The following is a 14662-nucleotide window of genomic DNA, read 5'->3' on the forward strand; positions in this document are numbered from 1 at the left end:
AAGAGCCTCAGGCCGACAGGCGGGCGGGGGACAGGGCCGTGGCGTCCAGGCCAGGGTTGCGACCGCCGAGTTGGTCGGCCAACACCCGCGCGCTGCCGCAGCTCAGGGCCCAGCCGCTGGAGCCGTGGCCCAGGTTCAGCCAGAGCCCAGGCACGGCGCTGGCGCCCACCAGGGGCGGGCCCTCGGGCAACATGGGGCGGGCCCCTTTCCAGGTCTGCATCTGGCCGCCGGTGCGGCCGTGTCGAGCCGAGCCTGGGAACCAGTCGTACAACACCTTGTGCAAGGTGTCGAAGGCGTGTTTGCCGTGGCGGTCGGCGCGGCCGCCGATTTCGGCGCCACCGGCCACCCGCACACGCTGGCCCATCCGCGAAATCGCCACCTTGTAGCGTTCGTCCATGACGCCGGAAACAGGGGCGTCCATGTCTTCGCGCACCGCCATGCTGATGGAGTGGCCGTAGACGGCGGTCAACGGGATGCGCACGCCCAGCGGTCGCGCCAGGCCCGCGCTGTGCACCCCCGCGCTCAGCACGATGGCGTCGAAGGTCTGCGCCTCGGCCGTGCCGTTGCCTTGGCGCGGGCGCACCCACACGCGGCTGGGTTGCGCTTCGATGCGTTCGACCTCGGTGTTGAACTCGAAGCGGCAACCCAACGCTTGGGCCTCGTCCTTGAGCAGGAGGGCAAATTGGCGGCAGTTGCCCACTTCGTCGCCGGGCACATGCACCGCGCCCACCAAAGGCGTGTCGGGGTTGAGCGCGGGCTCCACCGCGCGGGCCACGTGGCCGGGCACTTCGTGGAACGCGATGCCCAGCTCGCGCAGCACCGCCAGGCCGGGTTGCACCATGGCCTGGTCTTGTGCGTCGCGCAGCAGCACCATGAAGCCATCGCTGCGGTCGTATTGCAATTGCAGGTCGTGTGTGAGGTGGTGCAAGCGTTCGCGGCTGTAGAAGGCGAGCTGCTGCAACTGGCGCCGGGTGGCCATGTAGGTCTCGGCATCGCAGGCGCGCCACCAGCGCCACATCCAGGCCAGATCGCGTGCGCTCAAGGGCCAGGCCAGTTTGACCGGGCCATGGGCGCTGAACAGGTGCTTGAGCACCTTCTGGGGCATGCCGGGCGCGGCCCAAGGCGTGACATAGCCCGGTGCGACGATGCCGGCGTTGGCGAAGCTGGTTTCTTCGGCGGCGGCGGCGCGGCGCTCAAACACCGTGACCTCGTGGCCGTCACGGCTCAGTTCGTACGCGGTGGTCACGCCGATGATGCCGGCCCCGATGATGGCAACCCTCATGCGGCCTCCAGTGCCCGCTCGACCAGCTGTGCCGCGTGCAGCACGCTGTCGTCTCGGCCATTGCCATGCCACAGCATCAGACCCACAGGCAGTTCGCCGTCGCGGTGGCAGGGCAGCGACAGGCCACAACCGTCCAGCAGGTTGCCCAAGGCGGTGTTGCGCAGCAGGCGGGCGTTGGCGGCAAAAAAGGCCTCGTCGCGTTCGGTGCCCGGTGCCACCTCGGCCAGCGGTGGTGCGACCATGGGCACGGTGGGCGAGAGCAGGGCGTCGAACGGGGCAATCGCCTGATTGACGCGGCGCATCCAGTCGGTGCGGGCGCGTTGCAGTTCAATGTAGTCGCCGGCCAGCATGGTGCCGCCGCGCAACACGCGGGCGAGCACACGCGGGTCATAGAGCGCGGCATGGTCTTGCACCCAGGTGCGCTGCACGCTGAACGCCTCTGCGGCTGGGAAGGTGCAGCGGGCCTGCATGTCGGCCGCTTCGCCCAGTTCTGGCAGGGCGACGTCCACGATGTGCGCGCCCGCCGCCGACAGGATGCTCAGGCTGCGCTCGAACGCGCGCGCCACGGTCGCGTCCAGCCCATCGAGCACGGTGTGTTGGGGCACAGCAAAACGGCAATCGCGCAGGCCGGTGGGGCTGCGCACCACGCTGCGGGCGGCCAGCACCTCGTGCAGCAAGATGGCGTCACGCACGCTCAGCGTCATGGCGGCCACGGTGTCCAGCGTGGTGGACAGGGGAAAGGCGCCGTCGGTGGGCACCCAGTGAGCGCTGCTTTTGAACCCGACGATGCCACACAGCGCTGCGGGGATGCGGATGGAGCCGCCGGTGTCGCTGCCCAGCGCGGCCCAGGCAGCACCTGCCGCCACCGTGACGGCGCCGCCCGATGACGACCCGCCCGGAATGCGGTGGGTGGTGGCATCGCAGGGGTTGCGAGGGGTGCCGTGGTGGGGGTTGACGCCCACGCCCGAGAAAGCGAATTCGCTCATCTGGGTGCGCCCGAAGATGACGGCGCCCGCCGCACGCAGGCGGACCACGGCCGTGGCGTCCGCTTTGGCAGCCGGCAGGTTGACGCCATCCGGACCGAGCACGCGCGATCCAGCGGTGGTGACCTGGCCTGCCACGTCGAACAAGTCTTTCACCGAGACAGCCAAGCCGGCCAGCGGCGTGTGCGGCAGGTCCTGGCCGTGGCGCCTTTCCAGCGAGGCCAGTTGATCGTGGGCATCCGCGGCGGTCGGGGCCACCACCCAGGCGTGTTCGCAGGCGCTGCTTTGCGCGGCAGCGAGCGATGCGTTCAACAGTTGTGTGGCGGTGGTGTCGCCACGTTGCAGGGCGCTTTGGGTGGCGTGCAGATCGGGCGCGGGAAAGCAGGCAGGGCTCATGCTTACATTGTGTGCGAGGAGACGGGCACTTCCGATTGCCTGGGGCAAACTGTTGCGTTGCAGCAAACCTGCCTGGCCTGCTATAATCTTTGGGTTTTGCTGACGGCGCCAAGCCTTTGGTCGAACAAATCGCAAGCCGGCCCAACCGGGTGTTTCTGTTCAGGATGAACAGGGATCGGGGCCGGTTTCAGTCACAACCTCTGGAAAGAAAACCATGTCTATCTCCATGCGCGAAATGCTGGAAGCCGGTGTCCACTTCGGTCACCAAACCCGCTTCTGGAACCCCAAGATGGCTCCGTACATCTTCGGTCACCGCAACAAAATTCACATCGTCAACCTCGAAAAGACGCTGCCCCTGTTCGAAGAGGCCGCCAAATTCGTGAAGCAACTGTCCGCCAATCGTGGCACCATCCTGATGGTGGGCACCAAGCGCCAGTCGCGTGACCTGGTGGCCCAGGAAGCCCGCCGTGCTGGCGTGCCCTTCGTTGATCAGCGTTGGCTCGGCGGCATGCTGACCAACTTCAAGACGGTCAAGACCTCCATCAAGCGCCTGAAGGAAATGCAGGCCCAGCAGGAAGCCGGTCTGGACAGCATGAGCAAAAAAGAGCAGCTCATGTTCGCCCGCGAAATGGAAAAGCTGGAAAAAGACATCGGCGGCATCCAGGACATGACCGCCCTGCCTGACGCCATCTTCGTGATCGACGTCGGTTTCCACAAAATTGCCGTGCAAGAAGCGCAGAAGCTGGGCATCCCGCTGGTGGGTGTGGTCGATACCAACCACTCGCCGGTGGGCATTGACTACGTGATCCCTGGCAACGACGACTCGGCCAAGGCCGTGGCGCTGTACGCCCGTGGCATCGCTGACGCCATCCTCGAAGGCCGCGCCAACGCCGTGAACGACGTGGTCAAGGCCGTGGCCGCTGGCGGCGACGAGTTCGTGGAAGTCAAGGAAGAAGCTTCCGCCTGATCGATCGGCTGCAATCGGCCGTCGGCTGGTTCAAAGGGGCTCTTGTGGCCCCTTTTTCGTAACCGGCACGCCACATTCCTCTTTCAATATTTGTACTGGCCCGAGTGGGCCTATGGAGAACACCAAGATGGCTATCACCGCAAGCATGGTTGCTGAACTGCGCGCCAAGACCGACGCGCCGATGATGGAGTGCAAAAAAGCCCTGACCGAAGCCGATGGCGACATGGCCAAGGCCGAAGAGCTGCTGCGCGTCAAGCTGGGCACCAAGGCCGGCAAGGCCGCCAGCCGCGTGACCGCTGAAGGTGTGGTTGCCAGCTTCATCAACGGCACCACTGGTGGTCTGATCGAAGTCAACTGCGAAACCGACTTCGTGACCAAGAACGACAGCTTCCTGGCTCTGGCCAACGCCGCTGCCAAGCTGGTGGCCGAGCACAACCCGGCTTCCGTGGAAGCCCTGGGCGCCCTGGCCTACGAGCAGGACAGCTTTGGCCCCACGCTGGAAGACGTGCGCAAGGGCCTGATCGGCAAGATCGGCGAGAACATGAGCTTCCGCCGTTTCAAACAGTACAGCGCTGGCGCCCAGCTGGCCAGCTACCTGCACGGCACCCGCATTGGTGTGGTGGTGGAGTTTGACGGCAATGAGACAGCCGCCAAGGACACCGCCATGCACATCGCCGCCATGAAGCCTGTGGCCTTGTCGAGCGCCGATGTGCCCGCCGACTTGATCGCCAAAGAGCGTTCGGTGGCCGAAGCCAAAGCCGCCGAATCCGGCAAGCCGGCCGACATCGTGGCCAAGATGGTCGAAGGTTCGGTGCAGAAGTACCTCAAGGAAGTCTCGCTGCTGGACCAGGTGTTCGTGAAAGCCGCCGACGGCAAGCAGACCGTGGGCCAGTACCTGAAGTCCACCAACACCACCGTCAAGGGCTTCACCCTGTACGTGGTGGGTGAAGGCATCGAGAAGAAGGTCGACGACTTCGCGGCCGAAGTGGCTGCCCAGGTGGCTGCTGCCAAGGGCGCCTGATTCTTGCCCCCTGAAGGCGGGACCGTCGTTGACGGGGCCCGCCTTTTTTTCGCGTGTCCATGGGCGGCGTGCGCCTGCCGACAGCGGGCGGCGGCGATACACTCCACGGGCACCGTCGGATTCCAATTTTTCTTGAAACCCAAAGGTCGTACATGCCAGCACACAAGCGCATTCTCTTGAAATTGTCGGGTGAAGCCCTCATGGGCGACGATGCCTTCGGCATCAACCGGGCCACCATCGTTCGCATGGTCGAAGAGATCGCTGAGGTGACGCGTTTGGGTGTGCAGGTCGCCGTGGTGATTGGCGGCGGCAACATTTTCCGTGGCGTGGCTGGCGGCTCGGTCGGCATGGACCGTGCCACCGCCGACTACATGGGCATGTTGGCCACGGTGATGAACTCGTTGGCCCTGGCCGACACCATGGACAAGGCGGGCCTGGTGGCCCGTGTGATGTCCGCCATCTCCATCGAGCAGGTGGTCGAGCCCTATGTGCGCCCCAAGGCCTTGCAGTACCTCGAGGAAGGCAAGGTGGTGATTTTTGCCGCCGGCACCGGCAACCCCTTCTTTACCACCGACACCGCTGCAGCGCTGCGTGGTGCGGAAATTGGGGCGGAAATTGTGCTCAAGGCGACCAAGGTGGACGGTGTGTACTCGGCCGACCCCAACAAAGACCCATCGGCCACCCGCTACACCTCCATCAGCTTTGATGAGGCCATGGGCAAGAACCTGCAGGTGATGGATGCGACCGCGTTTGCCTTGTGCCGCGACCAGAAGCTGCCGGTCAAGGTGTTCAGCATTTTCAAGCACGGTGCCTTGCGCCGTGTGGTGATGGGCGAAGACGAGGGCACCCTGGTGCACGTCTGAGGCCCACGCTGTCCGTGAAGCAAAGTGAGAGGATGAGCCATGACGATTGACGAAATCAAGAAAAACACCGACCACAAGATGCAGCAGTCCATCGAGGCGTTCAAGAACGCCTTGACCCGCGTGCGCACCGGCCGCGCCAACCCGCAGTTGCTGGACACCGTTCACGTGGACTACTACGGCTCCATGGTGCCGCTGTCGCAGGTGGCCAACCTGACCCTGATCGACGCCCGCACCATCGGTGTGGCGCCTTGGGAAAAGGGCATGGGCGCCAAGATCGAAAAAGCGATCCGCGAATCCGACCTGGGCCTGAACCCGTCCAGCCAGGGCGACCTGATCCGTGTGCCCATGCCGCCCATGAGCGAAGAGCGCCGCAAGGAGCTGACCAAGGTGGTGCGCGGCGAAGGCGAAAACGCCAAAATCGCGGTGCGCAACCTGCGCCGCGACGCCAACGAATCGGTCAAGAAGTTGGTCAAGGACAAGCTGGCCTCGGAAGACGACCAGAAGCGTGCCGAAGCCGACATCCAGAAGGCCACCGACAAGCGCATCGTGGAAATCGATCACTTGGTCGCCAGCAAAGAGCAGGACATTCTGGCGGTTTGACATGTCGCCCCGCACGCTCCACCGCTGCGCGGGTCGCTGCCCCCCGTGGGGGCTGATCCGTCTTGGGGCGGTCCGGCGGCGGATCAGGCTTCGTTGTATATGACACCTCACCACATCGCCATCGTCATGGATGGCAACGGTCGCTGGGCCAACAAGCGCTTCATGCCGCGCGTGGCCGGGCATCGACAGGGGCTGGAGGCCTTGCGCCGCTGCATCCGCCTGTGCCTGGACCGTGGCGTGGGTGTGCTCACGGTGTTCGCATTTTCCTCCGAAAACTGGGCGCGGCCGGCCGATGAGGTCTCGGGCTTGATGGAGTTGCTGGCCGGCGCCTTAGCGCGGGAAGTGCCTTCGCTGAAGGACAACGGCGTGCAGCTGCATTTTGTGGGCGATCGGCGTGGTCTGTCCGACAAGGTGTGCCAGGGCTTTGAGCAGGCCCAAGGTGCGACGGCGCACAACCGGCGGCTGGTTTTGAACATCTGTTTCAACTACGGCGGTCGCTGGGACATCGCCCAGGCCGCCCAACAGGTGGCCCAAAGTGGCGAAGCGATCACGCCGGAGCGCTTGGCCGGCGCCCTGGCGCTGGCCCACGTGCCCGACCCCGATTTGCTGATCCGCACCGGCGGTGAGTTGCGCATCAGCAACTTCCTGCTCTGGCAACTGGCTTACACCGAACTGCATTTCAGCGACGTGTTGTGGCCCGACTTTGATGCACCCCACCTGGACGAGGCCATCGACGCCTTCGCCGGGCGCGAGCGTCGCTTTGGCAAGACCTCGGCCCAGGTGGCGCCAGCCGTGCACAAGACGTCGGCGGCCTGAGCGGCCAGCCCACACACCTCAGCCAGATGCTCAAACAACGCGTGATCACCGCCCTGGTGCTGTTGGCCGTGCTGTTGCCGGCCTTGTTCCACGGCGATCCCCGCGCCTTCATCGCGCTGATGCTGGTGTTCATTGCCGCCGGTGGCTGGGAGTGGGGCCGGCTGAACGGGCTTGGGCAGGGCGCGTCGCTGGTATTGGGCGGCGTCACATTTGCGGCCTGTGTGTTGAGCTGGGCGTTGGGTTTGCATGTTCAACCGCAGGCTGCGCTGTGGGTACCTGCCGGCGCGGCCTGGGTGTTGTGTGGCGCGCTCTTGCTGCGCGCGGGGGTGCCTGGCTGGCCGCAGATTGCGGCGCCGGTGCGCCTGGTGGGCGGCTTGCTGGCCTTGTGGCTCACCTGGCTGGCGGTGGCTCAGGCCCGGGTGATCGGCGTCAATTTCCTGCTGTCCACGTTGGTGCTGGTCTGGGTGGCCGACATCTTTGCCTACTTCGCCGGGCGCGCGTTTGGCACCCGGCTGGTCGCCCGCAAACTCGCGCCGTCCATCAGCCCCGGCAAGAGCTGGGAAGGCGTGATGGGGGGCATGCTGGGGGTGGTTGCCCTCGCGGCAGCCTGGGTCTGGGCCGATGCCCGCTACGCCGTACCGGTGCCCAGCCTCTACAGCTTGCTGGCGCAGGCCGGTTGGCCGGTGTTGTTGCTGGTGGTGCTGGGTTTGGCGGCCATGAGCGTGGTCGGCGACCTGGTGGAGTCGCTGATCAAGCGCAGCGTGGGCGCCAAGGACAGCAGTGGCCTGCTGCCCGGCCATGGGGGCGTGCTCGACCGGGTGGACGCCTTGCTGCCCACGTTGCCCCTGGCCTTGATGCTGTATTCCTTACTTTCGCGATGAAACAACGACTGGCCATCCTGGGCTCCACCGGATCTATTGGCACCAGCACGCTGGATGTGGTGGCGCGCCATCCCGAGCGTTTTGAGGTCTTCGCGCTGACCGCCGCGTCAAGGGTGGACGAGCTGTTGCAGCAGTGCCTGCGTTTTGCCCCGCGTTTTGCGGTGATGGTGGACGCTGCCCGCGCGGCCGACCTGGCGCAGCGACTGTCATCCCATGGTTTGGCGACACGCGTGTTGTCCACGCCTTCGGACCTGGAATGGGTGGCGGCACACGAGGACGTGGACGCGGTGATGGCGGCCATTGTCGGTGCCGCCGGCCTGGCTCCTTGCATCGCGGCCGCACGTGCTGGCAAGCGCCTGTTGTTGGCCAACAAGGAAGCCCTGGTGGTGGGGGGTGAGATGTTCATGACCGCCGTGCGCGAAGGCGGTGCCCGGCTGCTCCCCATCGACAGCGAACACTCGGCGGTGTTCCAGTCACTGCCGGACGATCCGGCCACCTGGGCCCAGCGCATCGACCGCATCATCCTGACCGCCTCTGGTGGCCCGTTCCGCACACGCGATCCGGCCACGTTGCACAGCGTCACGCCCGAAGAAGCGGTGGCCCACCCCAACTGGGTCATGGGGCGCAAGATTTCGGTCGATTCCGCCACCATGATGAACAAGGCACTCGAAGTGATCGAGGCACGTTATTTGTTCAACGTGGCGCCCGAGCAGATCGAGGTGGTGATCCATCCGCAGAGCGTGGTGCATTCCATGGTGCAGTACCGCGACGCGTCGGTGGTGGCCCAGCTGGGCACACCCGACATGCGTGTGCCCATTGCCTACGGCCTGTCGTGGCCGGAACGGATGGAAAGCGGGGCCGAACGTCTCGATTTCCGGCGCCTGGCGGCGATGACCTTTGAAACCCCTGATGACCGTCGCTTTCCTGGCCTGGCCCTCGCGTGGGACAGCTTGCGCGCCGCTCCAGGCACCACGGCCGTGCTCAACGCCGCCAACGAGGTGGCGGTGGCCGCTTTTCTGGACAGGCGGCTGCGGTTCGACCAGATTCATGTGGTGAATCTGGAAACTTTGTCTGCCCTGAGCTTCTCTGAACCCCATTCCCTGGCCGACTTGCTGGCGTTGGACAGCCAGGCCCGCACTGCCGCTGAACGGGCGGTGACACGCTTGTTGGCCTGACGTCTTTTCGGAGAACCCATGATCCTCACGGTGCTGTCCTTTGTGGTGGCCCTCGGGCTGTTGATCGCCGTCCACGAATATGGGCACTACCGCGTGGCCGTGGCCTGTGGCGTCAAGGTGCTGCGTTTTTCGGTCGGCTTCGGCAAGCCCTTGCTGCGCTGGAAGCCGCAGCGCCAGCGTCCGGGGCAGGACACCGAGTTCGTGTTGTGCGCCATACCGCTGGGTGGCTACGTGCGCATGCTCGATGAGCGCGAGGCGCCGGTGGCTGCGGATGAACGCCACTTGGCCTTCAACACCCAACCCCTGCGAGCGCGGGCCGCCATTGTGGCGGCAGGCCCTGTGGCCAATTTGGCCCTCGCGGTGCTTTTGTACGCTGCGGTTGCTTGGATAGGTGTGTCGGCGCCGCAGCCGGTGTTGTCCACCCCCACCCCCGCTTCGCTTGCTGACCGCGCGGGTTTGCGTGCTGGCGACTGGGTGACACGGGCTGCCGTGGGTGAGCAAGCACCATCGGTGGTCCGTTCTTTCGACGACCTGCGGTGGCAACTCACACAGGCTGCGCTGGACGGTGAGGACATGCGGCTGTGGGTGGCCGAGGGTGAGCATGGCACGCCACGCGCTGTGCTGTTGCCATTGTCCGACCTCGCTCGCCGGGAGGCCGACCTCGCCATGTTCCAGCAGATTGGTATTGTGTCCCCCTGGTCGGCGCCGTTGATGGGCGGGTTGCTGCCAGATGGTGCGGCCCAGGCGGCTGGGTTGCGTGCAGGTGATCGCGTGCGTGCGGTGGACGACCAGCCGGTGTCTGACGCCCAGACGCTTCGGGCCCTGATCCGACAGGGCGTGTCGGCACAAGGGCAGGGTGTTGCCCAGCGCTGGCAGATCGAACGCGACGGGGGGCGCGTCGAGCTGTTGGTCACGCCGCGCCCCGAGCAACAGAACGGGCAGTGGGTGGGGCGCGTGGGCGCGTTTGTCGGCGCACCGCCCGCCATGGTGGAGGTCAGCGAGGGGCTGTTTGGAGGCCTGCAGAACGCGGTGATTCGCACGGGTGAGGTGTCTTGGCTCACACTCAAGATGATGGCCCGCATGTTGATCGGGGAAGCCTCGCTCAAGAACATCAGCGGCCCCATCACCATCGCGGACTACGCGGGCAAGTCGGCCAGCATGGGTCTCACGTCGTACCTGACCTTCATGGCGCTGATCAGCGTCAGCCTGGGCGTGCTCAACCTGCTCCCCCTGCCCGTTTTGGACGGTGGGCACCTGATGTATTATCTTTGGGAGGGGCTGTCAGGGCGTGCCCTGTCCGACGCCTGGATGGAGCGTTTGCAGCGCGGTGGTGTGGCGGTGCTGATGCTGTTGATGGTGCTCGCCTTGTTCAATGATGTGGCCCGCTTGCTGGGCTGATGCTGACCAATACATGAAACAACTCAAAGTGGGCCTGCGTGGCCTGGTGCATGGCGTGCTTGTCTCCTCGATGCTGGCCGCTTTGCCGGCTTGGGCCGTCGATCCGTTCACCCTGCGTGACATACGGGTCGAAGGCTTGCAGCGTGTCGAGCCGGGCACCGTGTTTGGCTCGCTGCCCTTTCGCATCGGCGAAACCTACAACGACGAGAAGGGGTCGAGCGCCATCCGCGCCTTGTTCGGCCTGGGCCTGTTCTCCGACGTGCGCCTGCAGGTCAACGGCAACGAACTTGTGGTGATTGTTGAAGAACGGCCCACCGTGGCCGACGTGTCGTTCAGTGGCATCCGCGAGTTCGACAACGACACCTTGCGCAAGGCCATGCGCGATGTGGGTTTGGCCGAAGGCCGCCCCTTTGATCGCAGCTTGGCCGACCGCGCCGAGCAAGAACTCAAGCGCCAGTACATCAACAAGAGCCTGTATGCCGTGCAGGTGGTGGCCACGGTGACGCCGATGGAGCGCAACCGGGTCAACATCAATTTCAGCGTGGTCGAAGGCGACGTCGCCAAGATCAAAGACATCCGCATCGTCGGCAACCAGGCCTTCAGCGAAGGCACGCTGCGCGACCTGTTCGATCTGGACACCGGGGGCTGGCTCAGCTGGTACACCAAGTCCGACCGCTACACGCGGGCCAAGCTCAACGCCGACATCGAAGCCCTGCGCTCCTACTACCTGTCGCGCGGCTACCTGGAGTTCCGCATCGACTCCACCCAGGTGGCCATCTCGCCCGAGAAGGACGACATCACCATCACCATCAACATCACCGAAGGCAAACGTTTTGTGGTGTCCTCGGTGCGGTTGGAGGGCGACTATCTCGGGCGCGAAGACGAGTTCAAAAAACTCATCCGCTTCGATGCCGGTGAAGCATTCAACTCCGTCTTGATGGCCGACACGGTCAAGGCTTTCACGGACCGTTTCGGCGAATTCGGCTACGCGTTTGCCCGCGTCGATGCGGTGCCACAAATTGACCGCGACAACGGCCGCGTGGCTTTTGTGCTGCAAGCCGACCCCTCACGCCGCGCCTATGTGCGCCGCATCAACGTCGAAGGCAACTTGCGCACCCGTGACGAAGTCGTCCGACGCGAGTTCCGGCAGTTCGAGTCGGCCTGGTACGACGGCGAGCGCATCAAGCTGTCGCGTGATCGCATCGACCGCCTGGGTTTCTTCACTGAGGTGCGGGTGGACACCCAGGAGGTGCCCAACGCCCCCGACCAGGTGGACCTCAATGTGACCCTGGTCGAAAAACCCACCGGCAACATTTCGCTGGGCTTCGGGTACTCGCAGTCAGAAAAACTGTCGCTGTTGGCCGGCATCCAGCAAGAGAACGCGTTTGGCTCGGGCAACTACCTGGGCCTGAACGTCAACACCAGCAGCTACAACCGCCAGGTGGTGTTGACCACGGTCGACCCTTATTTCACCGCCGACGGCATTTCGCGCAGCCTGGACATCTACTACAAAACCACCCGCCCGCTGGACGCGCAGGGCGGCGACTACAGCCTAGTCACACCCGGCGCCAGTGTGCGTTTTGGGGTCCCGTTCACGGAAAGTGACACGGTCTATTTCGGCATCGGGGTGGAATCCACCCGCATCGAGGAAGGCAACCAGCTGCCCTTGGCCTACCAGCAGTACGCTGCGGTGTTTGGCGACAGTTCCTCCTCGTTGCCTTTGACGGTGGGTTGGACGCGTGACCGTCGCGACAGCGCGCTGGTGCCCAACGAAGGCCGCTACCAACGTTTCAACGCCGAGGTGGGCGTCGGCGGTGACACCCGCTACGTCAAGGCCAACTACCAGTTCCAGCAGTACATCCCGCTGAACAAGCAGTACACGCTCGCTTTCAACACCGAGCTGGGTTGGGGCAAAGGCATGAGCGGCCGTCCCTTCCCGCTGTTCAAGAACTTCTTTGGTGGTGGTCTGGGCTCGGTGCGTGGTTTTGACCAGGGCACCCTGGGCGGGCGCTCCACGTTGGTGGATGACGCCTCCCGCACGGTCTACATCGGCGGCTCCAAGATGGCGGTGCTGAACACCGAAATCCTCGCGCCGTTCCCCGGTGCAGGCAATGACCGCACCCTGCGCCTGTTTGGCTTTTTTGACATCGGCAACGTCTACACCGATGAGCAGAAATTCGACGCGGGTGAACTGCGCGCCTCGGTGGGCGTGGGCCTGAGCTGGATTTCACCCATTGGCCCGCTGCGCCTGGCGTTCGCCAAACCTGTCCGCAAAAAACCCGGCGATAAAATGCAGTCTATTCAGTTCCAGATCGGTACCGCGTTTTGATGAAACACATCTCCCGTCATTTTGTCCGTCGCACCCTGGTGGGTGTTTGTGCCGGCGTGTTGGCCTTGTCCGCCATGGCGCAGGATTTCCGCATCGGTTTTGTCAACACCGATCGGATCTTCCGCGAAGCATCGATTGCCAAGGCGGCCCAAAGCAAGCTGGAGGCAGAGTTCTCCAAGCGTGAAAAAGAAATCGATGCCATCGGCAACCAGCTCAAAACCGCCTCCGAGCGTTTTGAGCGCGACGCGCCCACGTTGTCGGAAACGCAGCGTGGTACCCGTCAGCGCCAGTTGGTCGAGCAAGACCGCGAGTTCCAGCGCAAGCGCCGTGAGTTCCAAGAGGATCTCAACGTGCGCAAAAACGAAGAGTTGCAAGCCGTGCTCGAACGTGCGAACCGTGTGATCAAGCAAGTGGCGGAAGCCGAGAAGTACGATCTGGTGATACAGGAAGCCGTCTACATCAACCCCAAACACGACATCACTGAAAAAGTGATCACCGGGTTGAACAACGCCAAGTGACGCCAGCATGACCCCAGGCGCCCGACTCGACGCCATCGTCGCGGCGCTCGGAGGTGAACTCACCGGCTCTGGCGAGACGCTGATTGCGCGGCTCGCCCCCCTCGAATCGGCAGATCACAACGCGCTTGCGTTTGTGGCGCATGCGCGTTATGCCGCTCAGATCGAAACCACACACGCTGCGGCGCTGATTGTGTCGCCTGCCTTGCGTGAGCGGGCCGCCGCACGCGGCCCCTGCATCGTCAGCGACAACCCCTACCTTTATTTCGCCCGCCTCACCCAGTGGTGGCGTGTGCACCACGATCCCCTGCCGCCAGCGGCCGTTCACCTCAGCGCCTGGGTGGACCCCTCCGCCGAGTTGGCGCCTGGTGTGTCCATCGGCCCGTTTGCGGTGGTTGAAGCCGGCGCCCGCATCGGGTTCGGCTCCCGCATCGGCGCCCATGTGACGGTCGGGCGCGGCTGTGTCATTGGGCAGCGTTGCATCTTGCACCCTGGGGTGGTCATCGGTGCCGATGGTTTTGGTTTTGCGCCCCACGATGGCCAGTGGGTCAAGATCGAGCAGCTGGGCGCTGTGCGCATTGGCGACGATGTCGAGATCGGCGCCAACAGCTGCGTGGACCGTGGCGCCTTGGACGACACCGTGATTGAAGACGGCGTCAAGCTCGACAACCTGGTGCAGATCGGTCACAACGTCCACATCGGCGCCCACACGGCCATGGCCGGTTGTGCGGGTGTGGCCGGCAGCGCGCGCATTGGGCGCGGCTGCACCGTGGGCGGCGGCGCTGTGGTGCTGGGCCACCTCTCGCTGGCCGATGGCGTGCACATCTCTGCCGCGTCGGTGGTCATGCGCTCCATCCACCAGCCCGGACAGTACAGCGGCGTGTTCCCGCTCGACGACAATGTGTCCTGGGAAAAGAACGCCGCCACGCTCAGGCAATTGCACCGCCTGCGCGAACGCATCAAGACATTGGAAAAGAACGAACGACCATGATGGACATCCACCAGATTCTCAAGCAGTTGCCCCACCGTTACCCCATCCTGCTGGTCGACCGCGTGTTGTCCGTCGAAAAGGGCAAAAGCATCCAGGCGCTGAAAAACGTCACCATCAACGAGCCGTTTTTCACCGGCCACTTCCCGCACCGCCCGGTGATGCCGGGCGTGCTGATGCTCGAAGCCATGGCCCAGGCGGCGGCGCTGCTGGCCTTTGACACGCTGGGTGTGACGCCGGACGACAAGACGGTGTACTACTTCGCGGGCATCGATGGCGCGCGCTTCAAACGCCCGGTCGAGCCGGGTGACCAGCTCGTCATGGACGTGACCTTGGAGCGCATGAAGGCCGGCATCTTCAAGTTCAAGGGCGTCACCCGCGTGGGAGGCGACATTGCTTGTGAAGCCGAGCTGATGTGCACCATGCGCACCATCGCCTGAGGTGGGCG

At 64.5% G+C, this 14662-nt stretch carries 14 protein-coding genes; 12 read left to right on the forward strand and 2 right to left on the reverse strand.

Features of this window, described 5'->3' with window-relative positions; translation table 11 throughout:
• Positions 1-7 precede the first annotated feature (7 nt).
• Both ACFQPB_RS05520 and ACFQPB_RS05525 read right to left on the reverse strand, forming a co-directional pair.
• Positions 8-1282: a D-amino acid dehydrogenase gene (locus ACFQPB_RS05520; protein WP_382220421.1), complete on the reverse strand. Its 1275-nt coding sequence runs from the start codon at positions 1280-1282 to the stop codon at positions 8-10.
• On the reverse strand, positions 1279-2661 hold the full coding sequence (locus ACFQPB_RS05525) for an amidase (RefSeq protein ID WP_382220422.1): 1383 nt from the start codon (positions 2659-2661) through the stop codon (positions 1279-1281). The genes ACFQPB_RS05520 and ACFQPB_RS05525 overlap by 4 nt, the downstream gene beginning before the upstream one ends.
• A gap of 214 nt (positions 2662-2875) precedes the next feature.
• Between ACFQPB_RS05525 and rpsB the strand changes: the two genes are divergently transcribed.
• From rpsB to fabZ, 12 genes are all read left to right on the forward strand, one after another.
• Entirely contained in the window at positions 2876-3628 is a 753-nt protein-coding gene (gene rpsB, locus ACFQPB_RS05530) for a 30S ribosomal protein S2 (RefSeq protein WP_382200258.1), read from the forward strand.
• Between the two features lie 127 nt (positions 3629-3755).
• Positions 3756-4649, forward strand: a complete 894-nt coding sequence (gene tsf, locus ACFQPB_RS05535) for a translation elongation factor Ts (protein ID WP_382220424.1) — start codon at positions 3756-3758, stop codon at positions 4647-4649.
• A gap of 152 nt (positions 4650-4801) precedes the next feature.
• On the forward strand, positions 4802-5512 hold the full coding sequence (pyrH, locus tag ACFQPB_RS05540) for a UMP kinase (RefSeq protein WP_382200254.1): 711 nt from the start codon (positions 4802-4804) through the stop codon (positions 5510-5512).
• A gap of 39 nt (positions 5513-5551) precedes the next feature.
• Entirely contained in the window at positions 5552-6112 is a 561-nt protein-coding gene (frr, locus tag ACFQPB_RS05545) for a ribosome recycling factor (protein WP_382200252.1), read from the forward strand.
• Positions 6113-6211: 99 nt separating this feature from the next.
• A complete protein-coding gene (uppS, locus tag ACFQPB_RS05550) occupies positions 6212-6928 on the forward strand; it encodes a polyprenyl diphosphate synthase (RefSeq protein WP_382220427.1) in 717 nt (238 codons plus the stop codon).
• Positions 6929-6954: 26 nt separating this feature from the next.
• A complete protein-coding gene (locus ACFQPB_RS05555; protein WP_382220430.1) occupies positions 6955-7809 on the forward strand; it encodes a phosphatidate cytidylyltransferase in 855 nt (284 codons plus the stop codon).
• On the forward strand, positions 7806-8984 hold the full coding sequence (ispC, locus tag ACFQPB_RS05560) for a 1-deoxy-D-xylulose-5-phosphate reductoisomerase (protein WP_382220432.1): 1179 nt from the start codon (positions 7806-7808) through the stop codon (positions 8982-8984). The genes ACFQPB_RS05555 and ispC overlap by 4 nt, the downstream gene beginning before the upstream one ends.
• A gap of 18 nt (positions 8985-9002) precedes the next feature.
• Positions 9003-10382, forward strand: coding sequence for an RIP metalloprotease RseP (rseP, locus tag ACFQPB_RS05565; protein WP_382220435.1), 1380 nt, complete (start codon positions 9003-9005; stop codon positions 10380-10382).
• Positions 10383-10395: 13 nt separating this feature from the next.
• A complete protein-coding gene (gene bamA, locus ACFQPB_RS05570) occupies positions 10396-12711 on the forward strand; it encodes an outer membrane protein assembly factor BamA (RefSeq protein WP_382220438.1) in 2316 nt (771 codons plus the stop codon).
• Entirely contained in the window at positions 12711-13229 is a 519-nt protein-coding gene (locus ACFQPB_RS05575) for an OmpH/Skp family outer membrane protein (protein ID WP_382200241.1), read from the forward strand. The genes bamA and ACFQPB_RS05575 overlap by 1 nt, the downstream gene beginning before the upstream one ends.
• A gap of 7 nt (positions 13230-13236) precedes the next feature.
• Complete coding sequence (locus ACFQPB_RS05580) at positions 13237-14217, forward strand: UDP-3-O-(3-hydroxymyristoyl)glucosamine N-acyltransferase (protein ID WP_382220440.1); 981 nt, start codon at positions 13237-13239, stop codon at positions 14215-14217.
• A complete protein-coding gene (gene fabZ, locus ACFQPB_RS05585) occupies positions 14214-14654 on the forward strand; it encodes a 3-hydroxyacyl-ACP dehydratase FabZ (RefSeq protein WP_382220443.1) in 441 nt (146 codons plus the stop codon). Before ACFQPB_RS05580 ends, fabZ begins: the two co-directional genes overlap by 4 nt.
• The last annotated feature ends 8 nt before the right edge of the window (positions 14655-14662 follow it).

The organism is Hydrogenophaga atypica (genome assembly GCF_042665215.1).
In the GTDB taxonomy this organism is placed as follows: Bacteria; Pseudomonadota; Gammaproteobacteria; order Burkholderiales; family Burkholderiaceae_C; genus Hydrogenophaga; species Hydrogenophaga defluvii_A.

Excerpts from the sequence above, each read along its gene's own strand:
- rpsB (WP_382200258.1), top strand. The coding sequence starts at position 2,876 with ATGTCTATCTCCATGCGCGAAATGCTGGAAGCCGGTGTCCACTTCGGT.
- ACFQPB_RS05525 (WP_382220422.1), bottom strand. The coding sequence starts at position 2,661 with ATGAGCCCTGCCTGCTTTCCCGCGCCCGATCTGCACGCCACCCAAAGC.
- pyrH (WP_382200254.1), top strand. The coding sequence starts at position 4,802 with ATGCCAGCACACAAGCGCATTCTCTTGAAATTGTCGGGTGAAGCCCTC.
- ispC (WP_382220432.1), top strand. The coding sequence starts at position 7,806 with ATGAAACAACGACTGGCCATCCTGGGCTCCACCGGATCTATTGGCACC.
- ACFQPB_RS05580 (WP_382220440.1), top strand. The coding sequence starts at position 13,237 with ATGACCCCAGGCGCCCGACTCGACGCCATCGTCGCGGCGCTCGGAGGT.
- ACFQPB_RS05555 (WP_382220430.1), top strand. The coding sequence starts at position 6,955 with ATGCTCAAACAACGCGTGATCACCGCCCTGGTGCTGTTGGCCGTGCTG.
- ACFQPB_RS05575 (WP_382200241.1), top strand. The coding sequence starts at position 12,711 with ATGAAACACATCTCCCGTCATTTTGTCCGTCGCACCCTGGTGGGTGTT.
- ACFQPB_RS05520 (WP_382220421.1), bottom strand. The coding sequence starts at position 1,282 with ATGAGGGTTGCCATCATCGGGGCCGGCATCATCGGCGTGACCACCGCG.
- rseP (WP_382220435.1), top strand. The coding sequence starts at position 9,003 with ATGATCCTCACGGTGCTGTCCTTTGTGGTGGCCCTCGGGCTGTTGATC.
- fabZ (WP_382220443.1), top strand. The coding sequence starts at position 14,214 with ATGATGGACATCCACCAGATTCTCAAGCAGTTGCCCCACCGTTACCCC.
- tsf (WP_382220424.1), top strand. The coding sequence starts at position 3,756 with ATGGCTATCACCGCAAGCATGGTTGCTGAACTGCGCGCCAAGACCGAC.
- bamA (WP_382220438.1), top strand. The coding sequence starts at position 10,396 with ATGAAACAACTCAAAGTGGGCCTGCGTGGCCTGGTGCATGGCGTGCTT.
- uppS (WP_382220427.1), top strand. The coding sequence starts at position 6,212 with ATGACACCTCACCACATCGCCATCGTCATGGATGGCAACGGTCGCTGG.
- frr (WP_382200252.1), top strand. The coding sequence starts at position 5,552 with ATGACGATTGACGAAATCAAGAAAAACACCGACCACAAGATGCAGCAG.